Below are 17342 nucleotides of genomic sequence, written 5' to 3'. Positions count from 1 at the left end.
CGCATACGACGACGAAGGGGCGCCCGGCGGCGAACGTGCCGGGCGCCCCTTTCGCGCATAACGTGAGATCCGTACCCGTAGACGTGAGATCCGTAGGACCCGTCCCGCCGCATCTTAGGTAAACTAAGCAAAGCGTCAATGACGCGACAAGGTGTGCCGGGAAGTCTGGTCGGCGAGTGCTCTGTGCTGCCCACCCACCGGAGGTCTCCCCGTGACCACGCCCCGCCCCACCGACTCCCGCAAGGTGCTCGGACGGCTGTCCCTGCCCGAGCGGAACTTCGTCGCGGACGCGCTGCGCACCGAGACCGTCGGCGGTGTCCTCCTCCTGATCGCCGCGGTCACCGCGCTGATCTGGGCCAACGTCCCCGCGCTGCACGACAGCTACGAGAGCGTCAGCCACTTCCACCTGGGCCCCGCCGCCCTCGGCCTGCACCTCTCGATCGCCCACTGGGCCGCCGACGGACTCCTCGCCGTCTTCTTCTTCGTCGCCGGCATCGAGCTCAAGCGCGAACTCGTCGCCGGCGACCTGCGCGACCCCAAGGCCGCCGCCCTGCCCGTCGTCGCGGCCCTGTGCGGGATGGCCGTACCGGCACTCGTCTACACGCTCACCAGCCTCACCGGCGGTGGTTCGCTGCAGGGCTGGGCGGTGCCGACCGCCACCGACATCGCCTTCGCGCTCGCCGTCCTCGCGGTCATCGGCACCTCTCTGCCGAGCGCCCTGCGCGCCTTCCTGCTCACCCTCGCCGTGGTCGACGACCTGTTCGCGATCCTGATCATCGCGGTCTTCTTCACCGCCCGGATCGACTTCTTGGCGCTCGGCGGGGCCGTCATCGGCCTGGCCGTCTTCTGGCTGCTGCTCCGCAGGGGCGTGCGCGGCTGGTACGTCTACGTCCCGCTCGCACTCGTGATCTGGACGCTGATGTACAACAGCGGCGTCCACGCCACGATCGCCGGTGTGGCGATGGGCCTGATGCTGCGCTGCACCACCCGCGAGGACGAGAAGCACTCCCCCGGCGAGCACGTCGAACATCTCGTACGGCCGCTGTCGGCGGGCCTCGCGGTGCCGCTGTTCGCCCTGTTCAGCGCCGGAGTCGCCATCTCCGGCGGCGCGTTGGGCGACGTGTTCACCAGACCGGAGACCCTGGGCGTGGTACTCGGACTCGTCGTCGGCAAGGCGGTCGGCATCTTCGGCGGGACCTGGCTGACGGCCCGTTTCACCCGGGCCTCGCTCAGCGACGACCTCGCCTGGCCGGACGTGTTCGCGGTCGCCTCGCTGGCCGGCATCGGCTTCACCGTGTCGCTGCTCATCGGGGAACTCGCGTTCGACGGCGACCAGGTGCTCACCGACGAGGTCAAGGCGGCCGTCCTGGTCGGCTCCCTCATCGCCGCACTCTGCGCGACCGTGTTGCTCAAGCTGCGCAACGCCAGGTACCGCAGGATGTACGAGGACGAGGAGCGCGACGAGGACCTCGACGGCATCCCCGACATCTACGAGCAGGACGAGCCGTCGTACCACCTGCGCATGGCGGAGATCCACGAGCGCAAGGCCGCGGAGCATCGCAGGCTCGCCGAGGTGAAGGCCGCCGAGCGACGCGGGCTTGCCGAAGTGGCGGGCGGGGCAGGCGAGGACAACGACGGTCCGGCATGATCTGACCAGACGGTACAAACACATGCAGATGAGGGAGTACGCGATGAGCGCACCCGACGGCAGCCCGGTCGGCGCCGAACGCAGCATCGGCCAGTTGTTCGCCTCGGCGACGACCGAGATGTCCGCGCTGGTGCACGACGAGATCGCGCTGGCGAAGGCGCAGCTCAAGCAGGACGTCAAGCGGGGTGCGGCGGGCGGCGGCGCGTTCACGGTCGCCGCGGTGGTCCTGCTGTTCTCCCTGCCGATGCTCAACTTCGCGCTGGCGTACGGCATTCGTACCTGGAGCGGCTGGAACATGGCGCTCTGCTTCCTGCTCTCCTTCGCGGCGAACGTGCTCGTCGCGGTCGTCCTCGGGCTGGTGGGCGTGCTCTTCTTCAAGAAGGCCGCGAAGAGCAAGGGCCCGCAGAAGGTGGCCGCTTCGGTCAAGGAGACCGCGGGCGTCCTGGGCAACGCCAAGCCGCATCCGCGCGCGGCGATCGAGGACCGTGTCCCCGAAGCCATCGAGGCTGTGGCACGCTCGTCCTCATGACGGACCCCGCCAATCCTTGGGCGCAACCTGCTTCGGTCGTACGGCTCGACATTCCCGGCGGACGCGAGGTGACCCACCGGGATGTCGCGGCCAACGGCGCCCGCTTCCACATCGCGGAGGTGGGCGACGGGCCGCTGGTCCTGCTGCTGCACGGCTTCCCCCAGTTCTGGTGGACCTGGCGGCACCAACTCGGCGCGCTGGCCGACGCCGGGTTCCGGGCCGTCGCCATGGACCTACGGGGCGTCGGCGGCAGCGACCGCACCCCGCGCGGCTACGACCCGGCCAACCTCGCCCTCGACATCACCGGCGTGATCCGCTCGCTCGGCGAGCCGGACGCCGCGCTGGTCGGCCATGACCTGGGCGGCTATCTGGCGTGGACGGCGGCGGCGATGCGCCCCAAGCTGGTGCGCCGGCTCGCCGTCTCCTCGATGCCGCACCCCCGGCGCTGGCGCTCGGCGATGCTCTCCGACGTCAGGCAGTCGACGGCGAGTTCCTACATCTGGGGGTTCCAGCGCCCCTGGATTCCCGAGCGGCAACTCCTCGCCGACGACGCCGAGTTGGTGGGCACGCTGATCCGGGGCTGGTCCGGGCCGCGGCTGCCGGACGACGAGGCGATCGAGTCGTACCGGCGCGCGATGCTGATCCCGTCGACCGCACACTGCTCGATCGAGCCGTACCGCTGGATGGTGCGGTCGATGGCGCGCCCGGACGGCATCCAGTTCAACCGGCGCATGAAGCGGCCGGTGCGGGTGCCGACACTGCATCTGCACGGCTCGCTCGACCCGGTGCTGCGCACCCGCAGCGCGGCGGGTTCCGGGGAGTACGTCGAAGCGCCGTACCGCTGGCGGCTGTTCGACGGTCTCGGGCACTTCCCGCACGAGGAGGACCCGGCCGTCTTCTCGACCGAACTGGTCAACTGGCTGCAGGATCCCGAACCCGATCGGTGACCGATGAGTGGCCGGTCCGCCGCACCCGGTATCCGGATCTGAACACCTGTCCTACGAACGGCTACTTGCCTCGCGCATAGGCCAATTGGGGCCCCAAGGGGTGGTTATCGACCTTGGGGCAGGGGCAGACGGAGGGGTATGGGCTGGACGCACGACTACAGTGACGCAGCACGCAATCGCCGCTCGGACCACGGTCTGAGCTCCCACCAACGAGGCGCCCCGCAACTCCAGGGCACAGACCTCAGGGTGGGGATCCCGCGCATTCTGCGCCGCCGGGCCCGCTGGGTCTCGGTACGGCTGCGTCATCCCCGAGGCTGACGCACCCAACCTCTTACGGCGCGCACCTCTTACAGCGCGCACCTTTCACGGCGCACACCTCTCACAGCGCGCAACTGTCGCTGTCCACCTGCTCGTTGGCACTGCGCCCCTTGACGATGTCCGGCTGGATCTCGTCCGCGGTGAGCGCGTACCCGGTGTCGGGGTCGTCGAGGGACTTCGCGAAGACCACCCCGTACACCTTGCCCTCGGTCGTGAGCAGCGGGCCGCCGGAGTTGCCCTGGCGGACGGTCGCGTAGAGCGAGTACACATCGCGGCGGACCGTGCCGCGGTGGTAGATGTCCGGGCCGTTGGCCGTGATACGTCCCCGCACGCGTGCGGCACGGACGTCGTACGACCCGTTCTCCGGGAAGCCGGCGACGATCGCGCTGTTGCCGCTGGTCGCGTCCTTGGTCGCGAACTGCAGGGAGCGCGCCCTGAGGTCCGGTACGTCGAGTACGGCGATGTCGCGGTGCCAGTCGTAGAGGACGACCTTGGCGTCGTACTTCCGGCCCTGGCCGCCAATCTGGACGGTGGGTTCGTCGACGCCGCCGACGACGTGCGCGTTGGTCATGACGCGGCGGTCGCCGAAGACGAAGCCGCTGCCCTCCAGGACCTTGCCGCAACTCTGGGCGGTGCCCATGACCTTGACGATGGACTGCTGGGCGCGGGTGGCGACCGCGCTGGAGGCGAGGGCCGGGTCGGGCGGCTGGACGTCGTTGATCGGCTCGTTCGCGAACGGGCTGAAGACCTGCGGGAAGCCGTTCTGCGCGAGGACCGAGGAGAAGTCCGCGAACCAGGTGTCGGCCTGGGCGGGCAGCGCCCGGGAGACCCCCAGCAGCACCTTGGAGCTGCGGACCTCCTTGCCGAGCGTCGGCAGGGTGGTGCCGGCCAGCGCGGAGCCGATCAGCCAGGCGACCAGGAGCATCGCGAGGACGTTGACGAGGGCGCCGCCGGTCGCGTCCAGGGCGCGGGCCGGGGACCAGGTGATGTACCGGCGCAGCTTGTTGCCCAGGTGGGTGGTCAGGGCCTGGCCGACCGAGGCGCAGACGATGACGACGATGACCGCGACGACGGCCGCCGTGGTGCTGACCTCCGCCTTCTCGGTCAGCGCGTCCCAGATCACGGGCAGCGTGTAGACGGCGACGAGACCGCCGCCCAGGAACCCGATCACCGACAGGATGCCGACGACGAACCCCTGGCGGTAGCCCACGATCGCGAACCACACGGCGGCGACCAGCAACAGGATGTCCAGCACATTCACGACGGACACCTTGTCATGACCGCCAGTCGAGGGGGACCTGCTTCTCGGGGTCCCAGGGCCTCTCCCAGCCGGAGTAGTGCAGCAGGCGGTCGATGACTCCGGCCGTGAAACCCCACACCAGGGCCGATTCGACCAGAAATGCCGGCCCCAGGAAGCCGCTGGGGTGCGTGACGGTGACTCTGTTGGCCGGATCCGTGAGATCCGCCACGGGGACGGTGAACACCCTCGCCGTCTCGTTCGGATCGACCACGCCCACCGGCGTCGGCTCCCGCCACCAGCCCAGCACCGGCGTCACGACGAAGCCGCTCACCGGGATGTACAGCTTGGGCAGCACTCCGAAGAGCTGGACTCCGGCCGGGTCGAGCCCGGTCTCCTCCTCGGCCTCACGGAGAGCGGCCCGCAGCGGTCCGTCACCGGTCGGGTCACCGTCCTCGGGGTCGAGGGCGCCACCCGGGAAGGACGGCTGACCGGCATGCGACCGGAGCGAACTCGACCGCTCCATGAGCAGCAGCTCGGGCCCGCGCTCCCCGTCGCCCTCGCCGAACAGGATCAGCACCGCCGACTGCCGACCCGCCCCGTCCTCCGGCGGCAGGAACCGGCTCAACTGCAGCGGCTCGACCGTCTCCACCGCTCGCACCACCGGATCAAGCCAGCCCGGCAGCCCGTCCTTGCTGAGCCCCACACCCTGGGTATTGCTCGCGCGTGTCATCCCCCACCCCCGTTCCCACTGATCAACGCCCGATACCTCCGAGATCGTTCCGTCTTCCGGCCCCCGATGTCATGCCGATCCCCGTCATGCCGATCCCAGAGGCGGGGCCGGTTTTCCGCCCGCGTCCAGATAGGCCTGCGGCGGGTTCAGGCGCTGGCCCGGATAGCCGCCCTTCTCGTACTTGAGCAGCTTCTTCGCCTTCTCCGGGTCGGTCTCGCCCTCGCCGTACGCCGGGCAGAGCGGGGCGATGGGGCAGGCACCGCAGGCGGGCTTGCGGGCGTGGCAGATCCGGCGGCCGTGGAAGATCACGTGGTGGGACAGCATCGTCCAGTCGCTCTTCGGGAAGAGCGCTCCCACGGCTGCCTCGATCTTGTCGGGCTCGGTCGCCTCGGTCCACTTCCAGCGCCGTACGAGCCGCTGGAAGTGCGTGTCCACGGTGATGCCGGGCCGCCCGAAGGCGTTGCCGAGCACCACGAAGGCGGTCTTACGGCCCACACCGGGCAGCTTGACGAGATCTTCGAGCCGGCCCGGGACCTCGCCCCCGAAGTCCGCCACCAGGGCCTTGGAGAGCCCTATCACCGACTTGGTCTTGGCCCGGAAGAACCCGGTCGGGCGGAGGATCTCCTCGACCGCCTCCGGGTCGGCGACGGCCAGGTCCTCAGGGGTCGGGTACTTGGCGAACAGGGCCGGCGTCGTCTGATTGACCCTCAGGTCGGTCGTCTGGGCCGACAGGACCGTGGCGACCACGAGCTGGAAGGGGTTCTCGAAGTCGAGCTCCGGGTGGGCGTACGGATAGATCTCCGCCAGTTCGCGATTGATACGGCGGGCACGGCGGACGAGGGCGGTGTGCGACTCACTCTTCACGCCAGCCACCCCTTTTGCCCCCTTTGCCACTTTCTTGCCGCCGTCAGGGCTTTGTTCGCCCACGGCGGAATCACGAGATGCAACCATCCGCCCAGCCCCCTTGGCCTGTGCTCTCACCGGCGATTTGGACACCCGGCCAGCCTAGAGCCCGCCACTGACATCCGCCCCGGACCCCGAAGATCGGCCCCCAATTGGACCCCTGCCGCTTACCTCGGGACACCAGTGCGGCATCCTTGTGACAGATCACACTGTTTGGACGGTCCGGCAAAATGGGGAGCACGGTCCCCTGGTACCAAGGGGGAACACCATCCCCTGAGCAGGTCGACAAGGAGAGAACTCGTGGACGACGTTCTGCGGCGCGCCCCGCTCTTCGCGGCGCTCGATGACGATCAGGCGGCGGAGCTGCGCGCCTCCATGAGTGAGGTGACCCTCGCGCGCGGGGACTCCCTCTTTCACGAGGGCGACCCCGGCGACCGGCTCTACGTGGTCACCGAGGGCAAGGTGAAGCTTCACCGCACCTCCCCCGACGGCCGCGAGAACATGCTGGCCGTCCTCGGCCCCGGCGAGCTGATCGGCGAGCTGTCGCTGTTCGACCCGGGCCCGCGTACGGCGACCGCCAGCGCGCTGACCGAGGTCAAGCTGCTCGGCCTGGGCCACGGCGACCTCCAGCCCTGGCTGAGCGCCCGCCCCGAGGTGGCCTCCGCGCTGCTGCGCGCGGTCGCCCGCCGGCTGCGCAAGACCAACGACGCGATGTCCGACCTGGTCTTCTCGGACGTCCCCGGCCGCGTGGCCCGCGCCCTGCTGGACCTCTCCCGCCGCTTCGGCGTGCAGTCAGAGGAGGGCATCCACGTGGTGCACGACCTCACGCAGGAGGAGCTGGCCCAACTGGTCGGCGCGTCCCGCGAGACGGTCAACAAGGCGCTGGCGGACTTCGCGGGCCGCGGATGGCTGCGCCTGGAGGCACGCGCGGTGATCCTGCTGGACGTGGAGCGGCTGGCGAAGCGCTCGCGTTAGCCACAGCATTTCGTACGACTTCGAAGGGCCCTGCTCGTACGGCGGGGCCCTTCGCGTATCGCCAGGGGTGGGGATGTACGAGGACAAGGCGTCGGATTCGGCCTGGAGACACTCCTGGTGGCGAAGATCGGCGCGCCGGCTGTGGAGAACGCCCGACGAGAAGGGCGACCTCGGCGGAAAGCCGCTGGGCCTGTGGCTGACGGACGACACCGTCGTCATCGCCCGCGCGGACCGGGTGCGGGCGTTCCGGGCCACCACGGGCGAACCGCTGTGGACCTGGCGGCCGCCGGGCGACCAGGTCGTCGGGCTGGTGTCCGCCGACGTCCAGGGCGGCGTGGGGGTGGTGATGCACTACGAAGAGGCGCGCCGGGACGTGAAACGGGTCGGCCTCACCTCGCTGGCGGTGGCCACGGGCGAGGTCGTACGGCGCCGGAAACAGGACGCGGCCCGGCTGGGGCACATACCGTCCAAGGTCGCCATCGGCGGGGGTCTCGTCGCGACGGCCGGCGAGTCCTGGAAGGACTGGGAGGCGCGGCCGGTGATGCGCGCCCTCGACGTGGACACGGGCGAGGTCCGTTGGAAATACGAACTCACCGACCCGCGCGTGGAGAGCGCGTCCGTCATCAGCGCCCGCCCCTTCGTGGCGTCCCTGAGGACGCGCGGTGAGCGCGGCGGGCACAGTCTCCTGGTCCTGGGCGACGGCGGGACGGGGGCCGTGACGCTGGCGCTTCCGGACGGGTACGAGAGGTTCGGCGAGCAGGTCGCCGTGGCCGGTGACGTCCTGGTGGTGGGCCTGGTTCCCAAGGACAGGGCCGAGCTCGACCGGGGCAACCGGCTCGGGGCGTACTCCGTCTCCTCCGGCGAGCTCCTCTGGGAGTGGCACGGCAAGGAGACGTACCAGGACGGCGTCTTCGCCCACCGCGGCCGGCTGCTGGTCGTGCACGAGTACGGCGGCCGCCTCAGCGTGCTCGACCCCGCCGACGGCAGGGTGGTGGCCCGGCGCAGGCTGCCCGGCACCGCGTTCGACTCACTCGTCGCCGCGTCCGGCGACCTGGTCGCGGTGGGCTGTGAAGCCGGCGACTACAGCCACGGGTTACGGGTGTTCCGCTGGCGATGAACCCGCCCGGCGACCGGAAAAGCACTCCCGGGGGCCCGTCTCCCGGCACAGTGATCCCATGGCCGGAACCGTTCACCCCAGAGGCCTCGACGCCCAGGGATACATCGAGCGCGAGGGCTCCTTGGGACGCGTTCCGCCCGCCTTCCGCCCGGTCGTCGCCGCCGCGCGGGACCGCCTGATCGACATCTACGGGGGACGCCTCAACAGCGCGTACCTCTACGGGTCGATCCCCCGCGGCACCGCGCGCGTGGGACGCAGCGATCTGGACCTGCTCGTGGTGACCCGGCAGGAGCCGACCGAGGAGGACCGCTCCGAGGCCCGGAGCCTCGGCGAGGCGCTCGACAAGGAGTTCCCGGAGATCGACGGGGTCGGCACGCTGCTGTACGGCCGGGCGCGGCTGCTGAGCGAGCCGGAGACGTACGACCTGGGGTGGTTCGTCGCGTGCCTCTGCACACCGCTGCTCGGGGAGGACCTCGCCGAGGACCTGCCCCGCTACCGCCCCGACTCGCGGCTCGCCCGGGAGACGAACGGCGACCTGGGGCTGCTGCTCCCCCGCTGGCGCGAGCGCGTCGCCACCGCCGAGGACACGGACGAGGCCCGGCGCCCCCTGATTCGCTATATGTCCCGGCACCTCGTCCGCACCGGCTTCACCCTCGTCATGCCCCGCTGGAACGGCTGGACCAGCGACCTCCGGGAGATGGCCGAGGCATTCGGCGCGTACTACCCGGAGCGGGCGGAGGCCCTGCGCAAGGCGGCGGAACTCGGATACGAACCGACGGGCGACGCGGGCGTCCTGCGGTCGTACGTCGATGATCTGGGCCCGTGGCTGGCCGCGGAGTACGCGCGCGTGCACGGCGTGAAGACACCGCGCCCCCGCTGACTAGATCAGGCCGTGTTCCTTCAGGTAGTCCAGCTGGGCCCGTACGGACAGTTCCGCCGCCGGCCACAGGGAGCGGTCGACGTCCGCGTACACGTGGGCGACGACCTCGGCCGGGCTCCGGTGGCCGTTCTCGACGGCCGTCTCGATCTGGGCGAGCCGGTGGGCACGGTGGGCGAGATAGAACTCGACGGCGCCTTGGGCGTCCTCCAGGACGGGCCCGTGGCCCGGCAGGACGGTGTGGACGCCGTCGTCGACCGTGAGGGACCGCAGCCGCCGCAGCGAGTCCAGGTAGTCGCCCAGGCGGCCGTCAGGATGCGCCACGACGGTCGTACCGCGCCCCAGGATGGTGTCCCCGGTCAGGACGGCCTGATCGGCCGGGAGATGGAAGCACAGGGAGTCTCCGGTGTGCCCGGGCGTCGACACGACGACCAGTTCCAGCCCGCCGACCCGCACCACCTCCCCGGATCCCAGCCCCTCGTCCCCGAGCCGCAGCGCCGGATCCAGCGCGCGCACCTTGGTCCCGGTCAGCTCGGCGAAACGGGCGGCGCCCTCCGCGTGGTCGGGGTGCCCGTGCGTCAGCAGGGTCAACGCGACCCGCTTGCCCGCCTTCTCGGCCACGTCGACGACATTCCGCAGATGCCCCTCGTCCAACGGCCCCGGATCGATCACCACGGCCACCTCGGAGTCCGGCTCCGCGACGATCCACGTGTTCGTCCCGTCCAGGGTCATCGCGGACGCGTTGGGCGCGAGCACGTTGACGGCACGGGCGGTGGCGGGGCCGGTGAGAACCCCGCCGCGTGGCTGGCCGGGGAGGGCGGCTGCGTCGGTCATGCGGGGGCGCCTTCCTTGCGGGTGGTGGGGCGGGGGGTGTCGTTCGGTGGGGTGGTCATGCGGGCGCCCCACCCGTAGGGATGTGCTTCGTGAACTCCTCGTGGCCCGGCCAGGACAGGACGACCTCGTCGGCCTCCAGGCGGGCCCGGGCGAGGACAGGGGTCAGATCGCGTTCCGGGGCCGACGAGAGGGCCTCCGCGGCGCTGCCGTACGGGATCAGCCCGCGCAGGGTCGCGACGGTGGGCGGCATCATCGTCAGGTCGCCCTTGTCGTACGACGAGGCCGCCTCGCCCGGGGTGATCCACACCGTGCGGTCGGCCTCCGTGGAGGCGTTCCGGGTGCGCTGCCCCTCCGGGAGGACGGCGACGAAGAACCAGGTGTCGTAGCGGCGGGTCTCGAATTCCGGGGTGATCCAGCGGGCCCACGCGCCCAGCAGGTCGGAGCGCAGGACCAGGCCCCGGCGGTCGAGGAACTCCGCGAAGGACAGGTCACGGGCGACCAGGGCGGCCCGGTCCGTCTCCCAGTCGGGGCCCGTGGTGTCGCCGACCACGGAGTCGGGGGTCGGTCCGGCGAGCAGGACGCCTGCCTCCTCGTACGTCTCCCGTACGGCCGCGCACACGATCGCCTGGGCGGCCGTCTCGTCGACGCCGAGCCGGTTCGCCCACCACGCGCGCGGGGGGCCCGCCCAGCGGACGTGGTGATCGTCGTCGCGCGGGTCGACGCCGCCGCCCGGGTACGCGTACGCGCCCCCGGCGAAGGCCATGGAGGCGCGTCTGCGCAGCATGTGGACGGCGGGGCCGGTGTCGGTGCCGGTGTCCCTCAGGAGCATCACCGTGGCCGCCCGCCGGGGCTCCACCGGCGTGAGCCGGCCCTCCGCGAGCGCCCGGATGCGCTCGGGCCACTCCGCCGGGTACCACTGACCGTTCGCCATGGGCAAAAGCTATCCCGTAGCGCGCGGATGTTCGAGAGGCAACAACATGTACCCCTGGACAGCGATTACGCCCGCTCACGCACTCCGGGACAACGACTACGCCTGCGTCAGCTCCACCTGGATCTCGACCTCGACCGGCGAGTCCAGCGGCAGTACCGCCACGCCGACCGCGCTCCGCGCGTGCACGCCCTTGTCGCCGAGGACCTCGCCGAGGAGTTCGCTGGCGCCGTTGATGACGCCCGGCTGGCCGGTGAAGTCGGAGGCCGAGGCGACGAAGCCTACGACCTTCACCACGCGCGCGATGCGGTCCAGGTCACCGGTGACGGACTTCACGGCCGCGAGGGCGTTCAGCGCGCAGGTGCGGGCCAGTTCCTTGGCCTCCTCCGCGGTGACCTCACCGCCCACCTTGCCGGTGACCGGAAGCTTGCCGTCCACCATGGGCAGTTGGCCGGAGGTGTAGACGTACACCCCGGACCGCACGGCGGGCTGGTACGCGGCGAGCGGCGGAACGACCGCGGGCAGGGTCAGACCGAGTTCGGCCAGCCGGGCCTCGACGGCACTCATGCCTTCTCCCGCTTGAGGTAGGCCACCAGCTGCTCGGGGTTGTTCGGCCCGGGCACGACCTGGACGAGCTCCCAGCCGTCCTCGCCCCAGGTGTCCAGAATCTGCTTCGTGGCGTGGACGAGCAGCGGCACAGTCGAGTATTCCCACTTGGTCATGCGGCCGACTTTAGCCGCTGCCCACCGACCGTCCGCCGTCGCGTTATCCACAGCCTCCTGCTTGGTTCGGGCGCGGACTGGTTAGGCTCGAAGACGTGAGCAGGCTCCAGGTCGTCAGTGGCAAGGGCGGTACCGGCAAGACCACGGTGGCCGCGGCCCTCGCGCTGGCCCTGGCCACCGAGGGGAAGCGGACGCTTCTCGTCGAGGTCGAGGGTCGCCAGGGCATCGCGCAGCTCTTCGAGACGGAGACGCTGCCCTATGAGGAGCGGAAAATCGCCGTCGCTCCCGGGGGCGGGGAGGTGTACGCGCTCGCCATCGACCCCGAACTGGCCCTTCTGGACTACCTCCAGATGTTCTACAAACTGGGCGGAGCGGGCCGCGCCCTGAAGAAACTCGGCGCGATCGACTTCGCCACCACGGTCGCGCCCGGCCTCCGGGACGTCCTCCTGACCGGCAAGGCCTGCGAGGCCGTACGCCGCAAGGAGAAGAGCGGACGGTTCGCCTACGACTACGTCGTGATGGACGCGCCCCCGACCGGCCGCATCACCCGCTTCCTCAACGTGAACGACGAGGTCGCCGGGCTCGCGAAGATCGGCCCGATACACAATCAGGCGCAGGCGGTGATGCGGGTGCTGAAGTCCCCGGAGACGGCCGTGCACCTGGTGACGCTCCTGGAGGAGATGCCCGTCCAGGAGACCGCGGACGGCATCGCCGAACTGCGGGCGGCGCGACTGCCGGTGGGCCGGATCATCGTGAACATGGTGCGCCCCGAGGTGCTGGACTCGGCCGACCTCGATCTCGTACGGGCCGTGCCGCGCACCGCCGTGGCGCAGGCACTGTCCGCCGCAGGCCTCGGCGGGGCCCGGCGCGGCGGCAATGCCGAGAAGCTGGTGGATCCGCTGCTCGCGCAGGCCGAGGAGTACGCCGAGCGGTACGCCCTGGAGCACGACCAGCGGACCGTACTCGCCGAACAGGGCCTGCCGTTGCACGAACTGCCGTTGCTCGCCGAGGGCATGGACCTCGCGGGCCTGTACGAACTCGCCACCGAGCTGCGGAAGCAGGGGATGTCATGAGTCCGGACCCGGCCCGCGCACAGGACCCCGCCCACGGCTCCCGTTCACAGGACACCGCCCGCTCCCACCACATCTCCCACGCGCGCGTGCTCGACGTGGATCCGCTGCTCGACGACCCGGAGACGCGGATCGTGGTGTGCTGCGGCTCGGGCGGGGTCGGGAAGACGACCACCGCGGCGGCGCTCGGGCTGCGGGCCGCCGAGCGGGGGCGCCGGGTCGTCGTCCTGACCATCGACCCGGCCCGGCGGCTGGCCCAGTCCATGGGGATCGACTCGCTGGACAACACCCCGAGGCGCGTGAAGGGCGTCGACGGGGACGGCGAACTGCACGCCATGATGCTCGACATGAAGCGCACCTTCGACGAGATCGTCGAGGCGCACGCGGACCGTGAGCGGGCGGCCGCGATCCTGAGCAACCCCTTCTACCAGTCGCTCTCGGCGGGCTTCGCGGGTACGCAGGAGTACATGGCGATGGAGAAGCTGGGCCAGTTGCGCGCCCAGCACGACTGGGACCTGATCGTCGTGGACACCCCGCCGTCCCGCTCGGCGCTCGACTTCCTGGACGCGCCGAAACGTCTCGGCTCGTTCCTGGACGGCCGGCTGATCCGGCTGCTGACCGCCCCGGCGAAGCTCGGCGGGCGGGCCGGGATGAAGTTCCTCAACGTCGGCATGTCGCTGATGACCGGCACGCTCGGCAAGCTGCTCGGCGGTCAACTCCTCAAGGACGTCCAGACGTTCGTGGCCGCGATGGACACCACCTTCGGCGGGTTCCGCACGCGCGCGGACGCGACGTACAAGCTGCTCCAGGCACCCGGGACGGCGTTCCTGGTCGTCGCGGCGCCGGAGCGGGACGCGCTGCGCGAGGCCGCGTACTTCGTGGAGCGGCTGGCGGCCGAGGAGATGCCGCTGGCCGGTCTGGTCCTCAACCGGGTCCACGGCAGCGGAGCCGCCCGGCTGTCGGCCGAGCGGGCACTCGCCGCCGCGGAAAATCTTGAGGAGCCCCGCATTGTCGATCAGGTGGGCGGGAAAGCTGGACTTCGTAACTCTCCCGACACGTACGGCAGTTCAGAGTCTCCCGCTTCATCTTCCGCTACCGAGGCATCAGCTCGTGCCACAGCTCCTGACGAAGGCTCCCCCGCCGATACGGACCAGGAGCGGTCCGCCGCCACGGACGACACGGACGATCAGCCGACCGACGACGAGCGATCCGTGGACCAACTCACCGCAAGCCTGCTCAAGTTGCACGCCGAGCGGATGCGGCTGCTCTCGCGTGAGCAGCGCACACGTGACCGCTTCACCGCACGTCACCCGGAGGTGGCCGTGGCCGAAGTGGCCGCGCTGCCCGGCGATGTACACGACCTCGCGGGGCTGCGGGACATCGGGAACCGGCTCGCGGCCGGTCGGCCGGAGCTGCCCGAGACGAAGGTCTGACGCACGCCCCGGGACGCAACTCCCCGGGCGGGTACCCCCGGGGATCGCCCGGGGTCGATCGGCCCCTACGGGACCGGCGTCAGCCCACCGCCGCGTAGTTCTCGTAGATCTCGTCGTCGTCGAGGGGGATGATGCCGACCCCTCGTTCGTACTCGATGCGCGCGGTCTCCAGTAGCCGGCGCCATGAAGTGACAGTGGGCCGCCTGCGCAGCAGTGCGCGGCGCTCCCGCTCCGTCATTCCTCCCCACACGCCGAACTCGACGCGGTTGTCGAGCGCATCGGCGAGGCACTCCGTGCGTACCGGACATCCGGTGCACACTGCCTTCGCCCTGTTCTGCGCTGCTCCTTGAACGAACAGTTCATCCGGATCGGTAGTGCGGCAGGCCGCCTGCGCACTCCAGTCGGTAACCCAGCCCATACCGGCGCCGTCCTCTCCCGAATCGAGGCTCCCCCACGGCGGCAGCGGCATATTCACCGCCGCCAGTTGAGGACGTTACGGAAGGTGGGCACAGCGCAACACCCCCTTCGGGCCCAATCTTGAATGGCCCGAACGGACTATGGGTAAGCGGCAGATCACCCGGGGGAGTGAGCTGGCGACATGCGTGACTTTCCCGGCGAAGCGGGACAGTTGACATGCGCCACAACGGGCACCAGGTGACACAGGAGGCGGATTCGGACACGCCTCCGACAAAAAACCGGGAACGACCGGAACGATTCGGGGTCGCCGGACGTATTGATACGTGACCGCGCTGCTGTGACAGTTGAGAGCAGCTTAGGCCAACGCCTATACACGTGTCCGGCGAATGAGAACGTAGGCTGCCCCCATGCCAAAAAAGCGCTCGGGTGGTGGTCTGTCCCCTCTGCAGCAGGCCGCCAAGTTCCTCGGTGTCAGTGTGCTCGCCGGTGGCCTCATGGCCGGAATCGCGATCCCGGCGGCCGGCGCGCTGGGACTCGCGGCCAAGGGGTCGGTCCAGGGGTTCGACGACATCCCGGACAGTCTGAAGAGTCCTCAGCTCAGCCAGCGCACCTCGATCCTGGACAGCAAGGGCAACCAGATCGCCTCGGTCTACTCCCGTGACCGCACGGTGGTGGAGCTCAAGGACATCTCGCCGTACATGCAGAAGGCGATCGTCGCGATCGAGGACTCGCGCTTCTACCAGCACGGCGCGATCGACCTGAAGGGCGTCCTGCGCGCCCTCAACAAGAACGCGCAGAGCGGCGGGGTGTCCCAGGGTGCCTCGACCCTCACCCAGCAGCTGGTGAAGAACTACTTCGTCGAGGAGGCCGGTGACGACCCGACGAAGGTCGCGCAGGCCACCCAGCAGACGCTCGGCCGCAAGGTCAAGGAGCTGAAGTACGCGATCCAGATCGAAGAGAAGCTCGGCAAGAAGAAGATCCTTGAGAACTACCTCAACATCACCTTCTTCGGAGAGCAGGCCTACGGCGTCGAGGCCGCGTCCGAGCGCTACTTCTCCAAGCACTCCAAGGACCTGAACCTCCAGCAGTCGGCGCTCCTCGCGGGCATCGTCCAGTCGCCCACGCGCTACGACCCGATCAACGACGAGGCCGAGGCCAAGAAGCGGCGCAACACCGTGCTGGCCCGCATGGCCGAGGTCGGCGACATCTCCAAGGCGGAGGCCCTGGCGGCCGAGAAGACCGACCTCGGCCTGAAGGTCAGCCAGCCGAAGAACGGCTGCATCACCGCGGTCAAGGGCGCCAGCTTCTTCTGCAAGTACGTCGAGAAGGTCTTCCTGAGCGACCCGGTCTTCGGCAAGACCAAGGAGGCCCGCGCGAAGATCTGGAACCAGGGCGGCCTGACGATCCGTACGACGCTGGATCCGCAGGCGCAGGACTCGGTGCAGGCCTCGCTCAAGGACCACATCTACAAGTCGGACTCGGTCGCCGCGGCGGCCACCCTCGTCGAACCCGGCACCGGCAAGATCCTCGGGATGGGCCAGTCGAAGCCGTACGGCTACGGGAAGAACGAGACCGAGTACAACTACTCGGTCAACGCCGACATGGGCGGCTCGAACTTCGGCTTCCCGACCGGTTCGACGTTCAAGCCGTTCGTCGCGGCCGCCGCGCTGGAGCAGGGCCTGCCGGCCACCCAGCAGTACCCGGCGCCGTACTCCATGGACTACCCGAGCCCCGTCTCGACCTGCAGCGGCAAGAACTGGGTCAACACGGACGGCGCGACCGTGGAGAACGAGAGCGAGTCGGAGAAGGGTCCGTACGCGCTGAAGGAGGCGATGGCCAAGTCGGTCAACACCTACTTCGTGCAGATGATCTCCGACATCGGTCTGTGCCCCGTGGTGAACATGACCAACAAGCTCGGGGTCGTACAGGGCAACGGCGACAAGATCCCCGAGGTCCCGGCCATCGCGCTCGGCTCCAAGGGCCTCTCGCCGCTGACGATGGCCTCCGCGTACGCGTCCTTCGCCAACGAGGGCACGTACTGCACGCCGATCGCCATCGAGTCCATCACCCAGAAGGTGGGCAACGAGCAGAAGTCGCTCGCCGTCCCCAAGTCAACCTGTACGCGCGCGATGAGCAAGAAGACCGCCGACACCATCAACACCGTGCTGCGCGGCGTGGTCGACTCCGGCACCGGCCAGGAGGCCGGCCTCACCGACCGCGAGAGCGCCGGTAAGACGGGTACGACGGACTCGCGCAAGAACGCCTGGTTCGTCGGCTACACCCCGAACCTGGCCGGCGCCGTCTGGGTCGGCAGCGCCAAGCAGAACGTCGAGATGACCAGCATCAGGATCGGCGGAGTCTGGCACGACCAGGTCTACGGCGCCGACACCCCCGGCCCGATCTGGAAGGACGCCATGTCCGGCGCCCTGGAGGGCAAGCAGGCCGAGTCGTTCACCCTCGTCAACATCCCCGACCCCACCAAGGACAAGGGCAAGGGCAACGACGGCGGCAAGAACGGTGACAACGGGGGCACCGCCACCGGCGGCCTGACCACCAACGGCGGCACCACCGGCACGACCGACGGCGGCACCACCCCGACCCCGACGTTCTCCCTCCCCGACGGCTTCATCCAGGGCACGTCGAACGGCGGCAAC

General features: G+C 70.0%; 18 protein-coding genes. 10 read left to right on the top strand and 8 right to left on the bottom strand.

The window, feature by feature from the left end; translation table 11 throughout:
- Positions 1-211: 211 nt before the first annotated feature.
- The 4 genes from nhaA to ACFWP5_RS07525 all read left to right on the top strand — a co-directional run bounded on the left by nhaA (position 212) and on the right by ACFWP5_RS07525 (position 3442).
- Positions 212-1648, top strand: a complete 1437-nt coding sequence (nhaA, locus tag ACFWP5_RS07540) for a Na+/H+ antiporter NhaA (RefSeq protein ID WP_384151758.1) — start codon at positions 212-214, stop codon at positions 1646-1648.
- A gap of 43 nt (positions 1649-1691) precedes the next feature.
- Positions 1692-2177 (top strand): phage holin family protein, encoded by a 486-nt coding sequence (locus tag ACFWP5_RS07535; RefSeq protein ID WP_384151755.1) that lies wholly within the window; start codon positions 1692-1694, stop codon positions 2175-2177.
- Entirely contained in the window at positions 2174-3124 is a 951-nt protein-coding gene (locus ACFWP5_RS07530) for an alpha/beta fold hydrolase (RefSeq protein WP_384151752.1), read from the top strand. The genes ACFWP5_RS07535 and ACFWP5_RS07530 overlap by 4 nt, the downstream gene beginning before the upstream one ends.
- Positions 3125-3262: 138 nt before the next feature.
- Positions 3263-3442, top strand: coding sequence for a hypothetical protein (locus tag ACFWP5_RS07525; protein ID WP_078623198.1), 180 nt, complete (start codon positions 3263-3265; stop codon positions 3440-3442).
- Positions 3443-3503: 61 nt separating this feature from the next.
- Here ACFWP5_RS07525 and ACFWP5_RS07520 read toward each other — a convergent pair whose 3' ends face one another.
- From ACFWP5_RS07520 to nth, 3 genes are all read right to left on the bottom strand, one after another.
- Positions 3504-4703, bottom strand: a complete 1200-nt coding sequence (locus ACFWP5_RS07520; RefSeq protein ID WP_384151749.1) for a MarP family serine protease — start codon at positions 4701-4703, stop codon at positions 3504-3506.
- A 13-nt stretch (positions 4704-4716) separates the two neighbouring features.
- Entirely contained in the window at positions 4717-5412 is a 696-nt protein-coding gene (locus tag ACFWP5_RS07515; protein WP_384151746.1) for an NUDIX hydrolase, read from the bottom strand.
- An 84-nt stretch (positions 5413-5496) separates the two neighbouring features.
- The gene (gene nth / locus ACFWP5_RS07510) at positions 5497-6363 is read right to left on the bottom strand and encodes an endonuclease III (protein ID WP_384151743.1); all 867 of its coding nucleotides are present in this window, start codon (positions 6361-6363) and stop codon (positions 5497-5499) included.
- 252 nt (positions 6364-6615) lie between these two features.
- Here nth and ACFWP5_RS07505 point away from each other — a divergent pair, with 252 nt between their 5' ends.
- The 3 genes from ACFWP5_RS07505 (at position 6616) to ACFWP5_RS07495 (ending at position 9287) form a co-directional block, all read left to right on the top strand.
- Positions 6616-7290 carry a Crp/Fnr family transcriptional regulator gene (locus ACFWP5_RS07505; protein WP_019063754.1) on the top strand — a complete coding sequence of 225 codons (675 nt, stop codon included), beginning with the start codon at positions 6616-6618 and terminating at the stop codon, positions 7288-7290.
- Between the two features lie 73 nt (positions 7291-7363).
- Positions 7364-8407: a PQQ-binding-like beta-propeller repeat protein gene (locus ACFWP5_RS07500; protein ID WP_384151741.1), complete on the top strand. Its 1044-nt coding sequence runs from the start codon at positions 7364-7366 to the stop codon at positions 8405-8407.
- A 58-nt stretch (positions 8408-8465) separates the two neighbouring features.
- The gene (locus tag ACFWP5_RS07495; RefSeq protein ID WP_384151738.1) at positions 8466-9287 is read left to right on the top strand and encodes a nucleotidyltransferase domain-containing protein; all 822 of its coding nucleotides are present in this window, start codon (positions 8466-8468) and stop codon (positions 9285-9287) included.
- On the opposite strand, the gene ACFWP5_RS07490 is transcribed toward ACFWP5_RS07495, so the two are convergent.
- From ACFWP5_RS07490 to ACFWP5_RS07475, 4 genes are all read right to left on the bottom strand, one after another.
- Complete coding sequence (locus tag ACFWP5_RS07490; protein WP_384151735.1) at positions 9288-10118, bottom strand: MBL fold metallo-hydrolase; 831 nt, start codon at positions 10116-10118, stop codon at positions 9288-9290.
- Between the two features lie 55 nt (positions 10119-10173).
- Positions 10174-11049: an NUDIX hydrolase gene (locus ACFWP5_RS07485; RefSeq protein ID WP_384151732.1), complete on the bottom strand. Its 876-nt coding sequence runs from the start codon at positions 11047-11049 to the stop codon at positions 10174-10176.
- Between the two features lie 96 nt (positions 11050-11145).
- The gene (locus tag ACFWP5_RS07480) at positions 11146-11613 is read right to left on the bottom strand and encodes a RidA family protein (RefSeq protein ID WP_384151729.1); all 468 of its coding nucleotides are present in this window, start codon (positions 11611-11613) and stop codon (positions 11146-11148) included.
- Positions 11610-11768, bottom strand: a complete 159-nt coding sequence (locus ACFWP5_RS07475; protein WP_019063748.1) for a DUF4177 domain-containing protein — start codon at positions 11766-11768, stop codon at positions 11610-11612. The genes ACFWP5_RS07480 and ACFWP5_RS07475 overlap by 4 nt, the downstream gene beginning before the upstream one ends.
- Before the next feature lie 95 nt (positions 11769-11863).
- Here ACFWP5_RS07475 and ACFWP5_RS07470 point away from each other — a divergent pair, with 95 nt between their 5' ends.
- Together ACFWP5_RS07470 and ACFWP5_RS07465 are read left to right on the top strand one after the other, a co-directional pair.
- The gene (locus tag ACFWP5_RS07470; protein ID WP_384151726.1) at positions 11864-12841 is read left to right on the top strand and encodes an ArsA family ATPase; all 978 of its coding nucleotides are present in this window, start codon (positions 11864-11866) and stop codon (positions 12839-12841) included.
- Complete coding sequence (locus ACFWP5_RS07465) at positions 12838-14271, top strand: ArsA family ATPase (RefSeq protein WP_384151723.1); 1434 nt, start codon at positions 12838-12840, stop codon at positions 14269-14271. The genes ACFWP5_RS07470 and ACFWP5_RS07465 overlap by 4 nt, the downstream gene beginning before the upstream one ends.
- A gap of 79 nt (positions 14272-14350) precedes the next feature.
- Here the strand turns inward: ACFWP5_RS07465 and wblA are convergent, their stop codons facing one another.
- A complete protein-coding gene (wblA, locus tag ACFWP5_RS07460) occupies positions 14351-14689 on the bottom strand; it encodes a transcriptional regulator WblA (protein ID WP_019063745.1) in 339 nt (112 codons plus the stop codon).
- A gap of 406 nt (positions 14690-15095) precedes the next feature.
- Between wblA and ACFWP5_RS07455 the strand changes: the two genes are divergently transcribed.
- On the top strand, positions 15096-17342 hold a 2247-nt coding region (locus ACFWP5_RS07455; protein ID WP_384151720.1), incomplete at its 3' end, for a transglycosylase domain-containing protein.

Origin of the sequence: Streptomyces sp. NPDC058469, from assembly GCF_042721125.1 — a bacterium.
Taxonomy (GTDB): Bacteria; Actinomycetota; Actinomycetes; order Streptomycetales; family Streptomycetaceae; genus Streptomyces.
The sequence above is the reverse complement of the archived record's forward strand: the minus strand, read 5'-3'. Positions and strand labels throughout refer to the sequence as shown.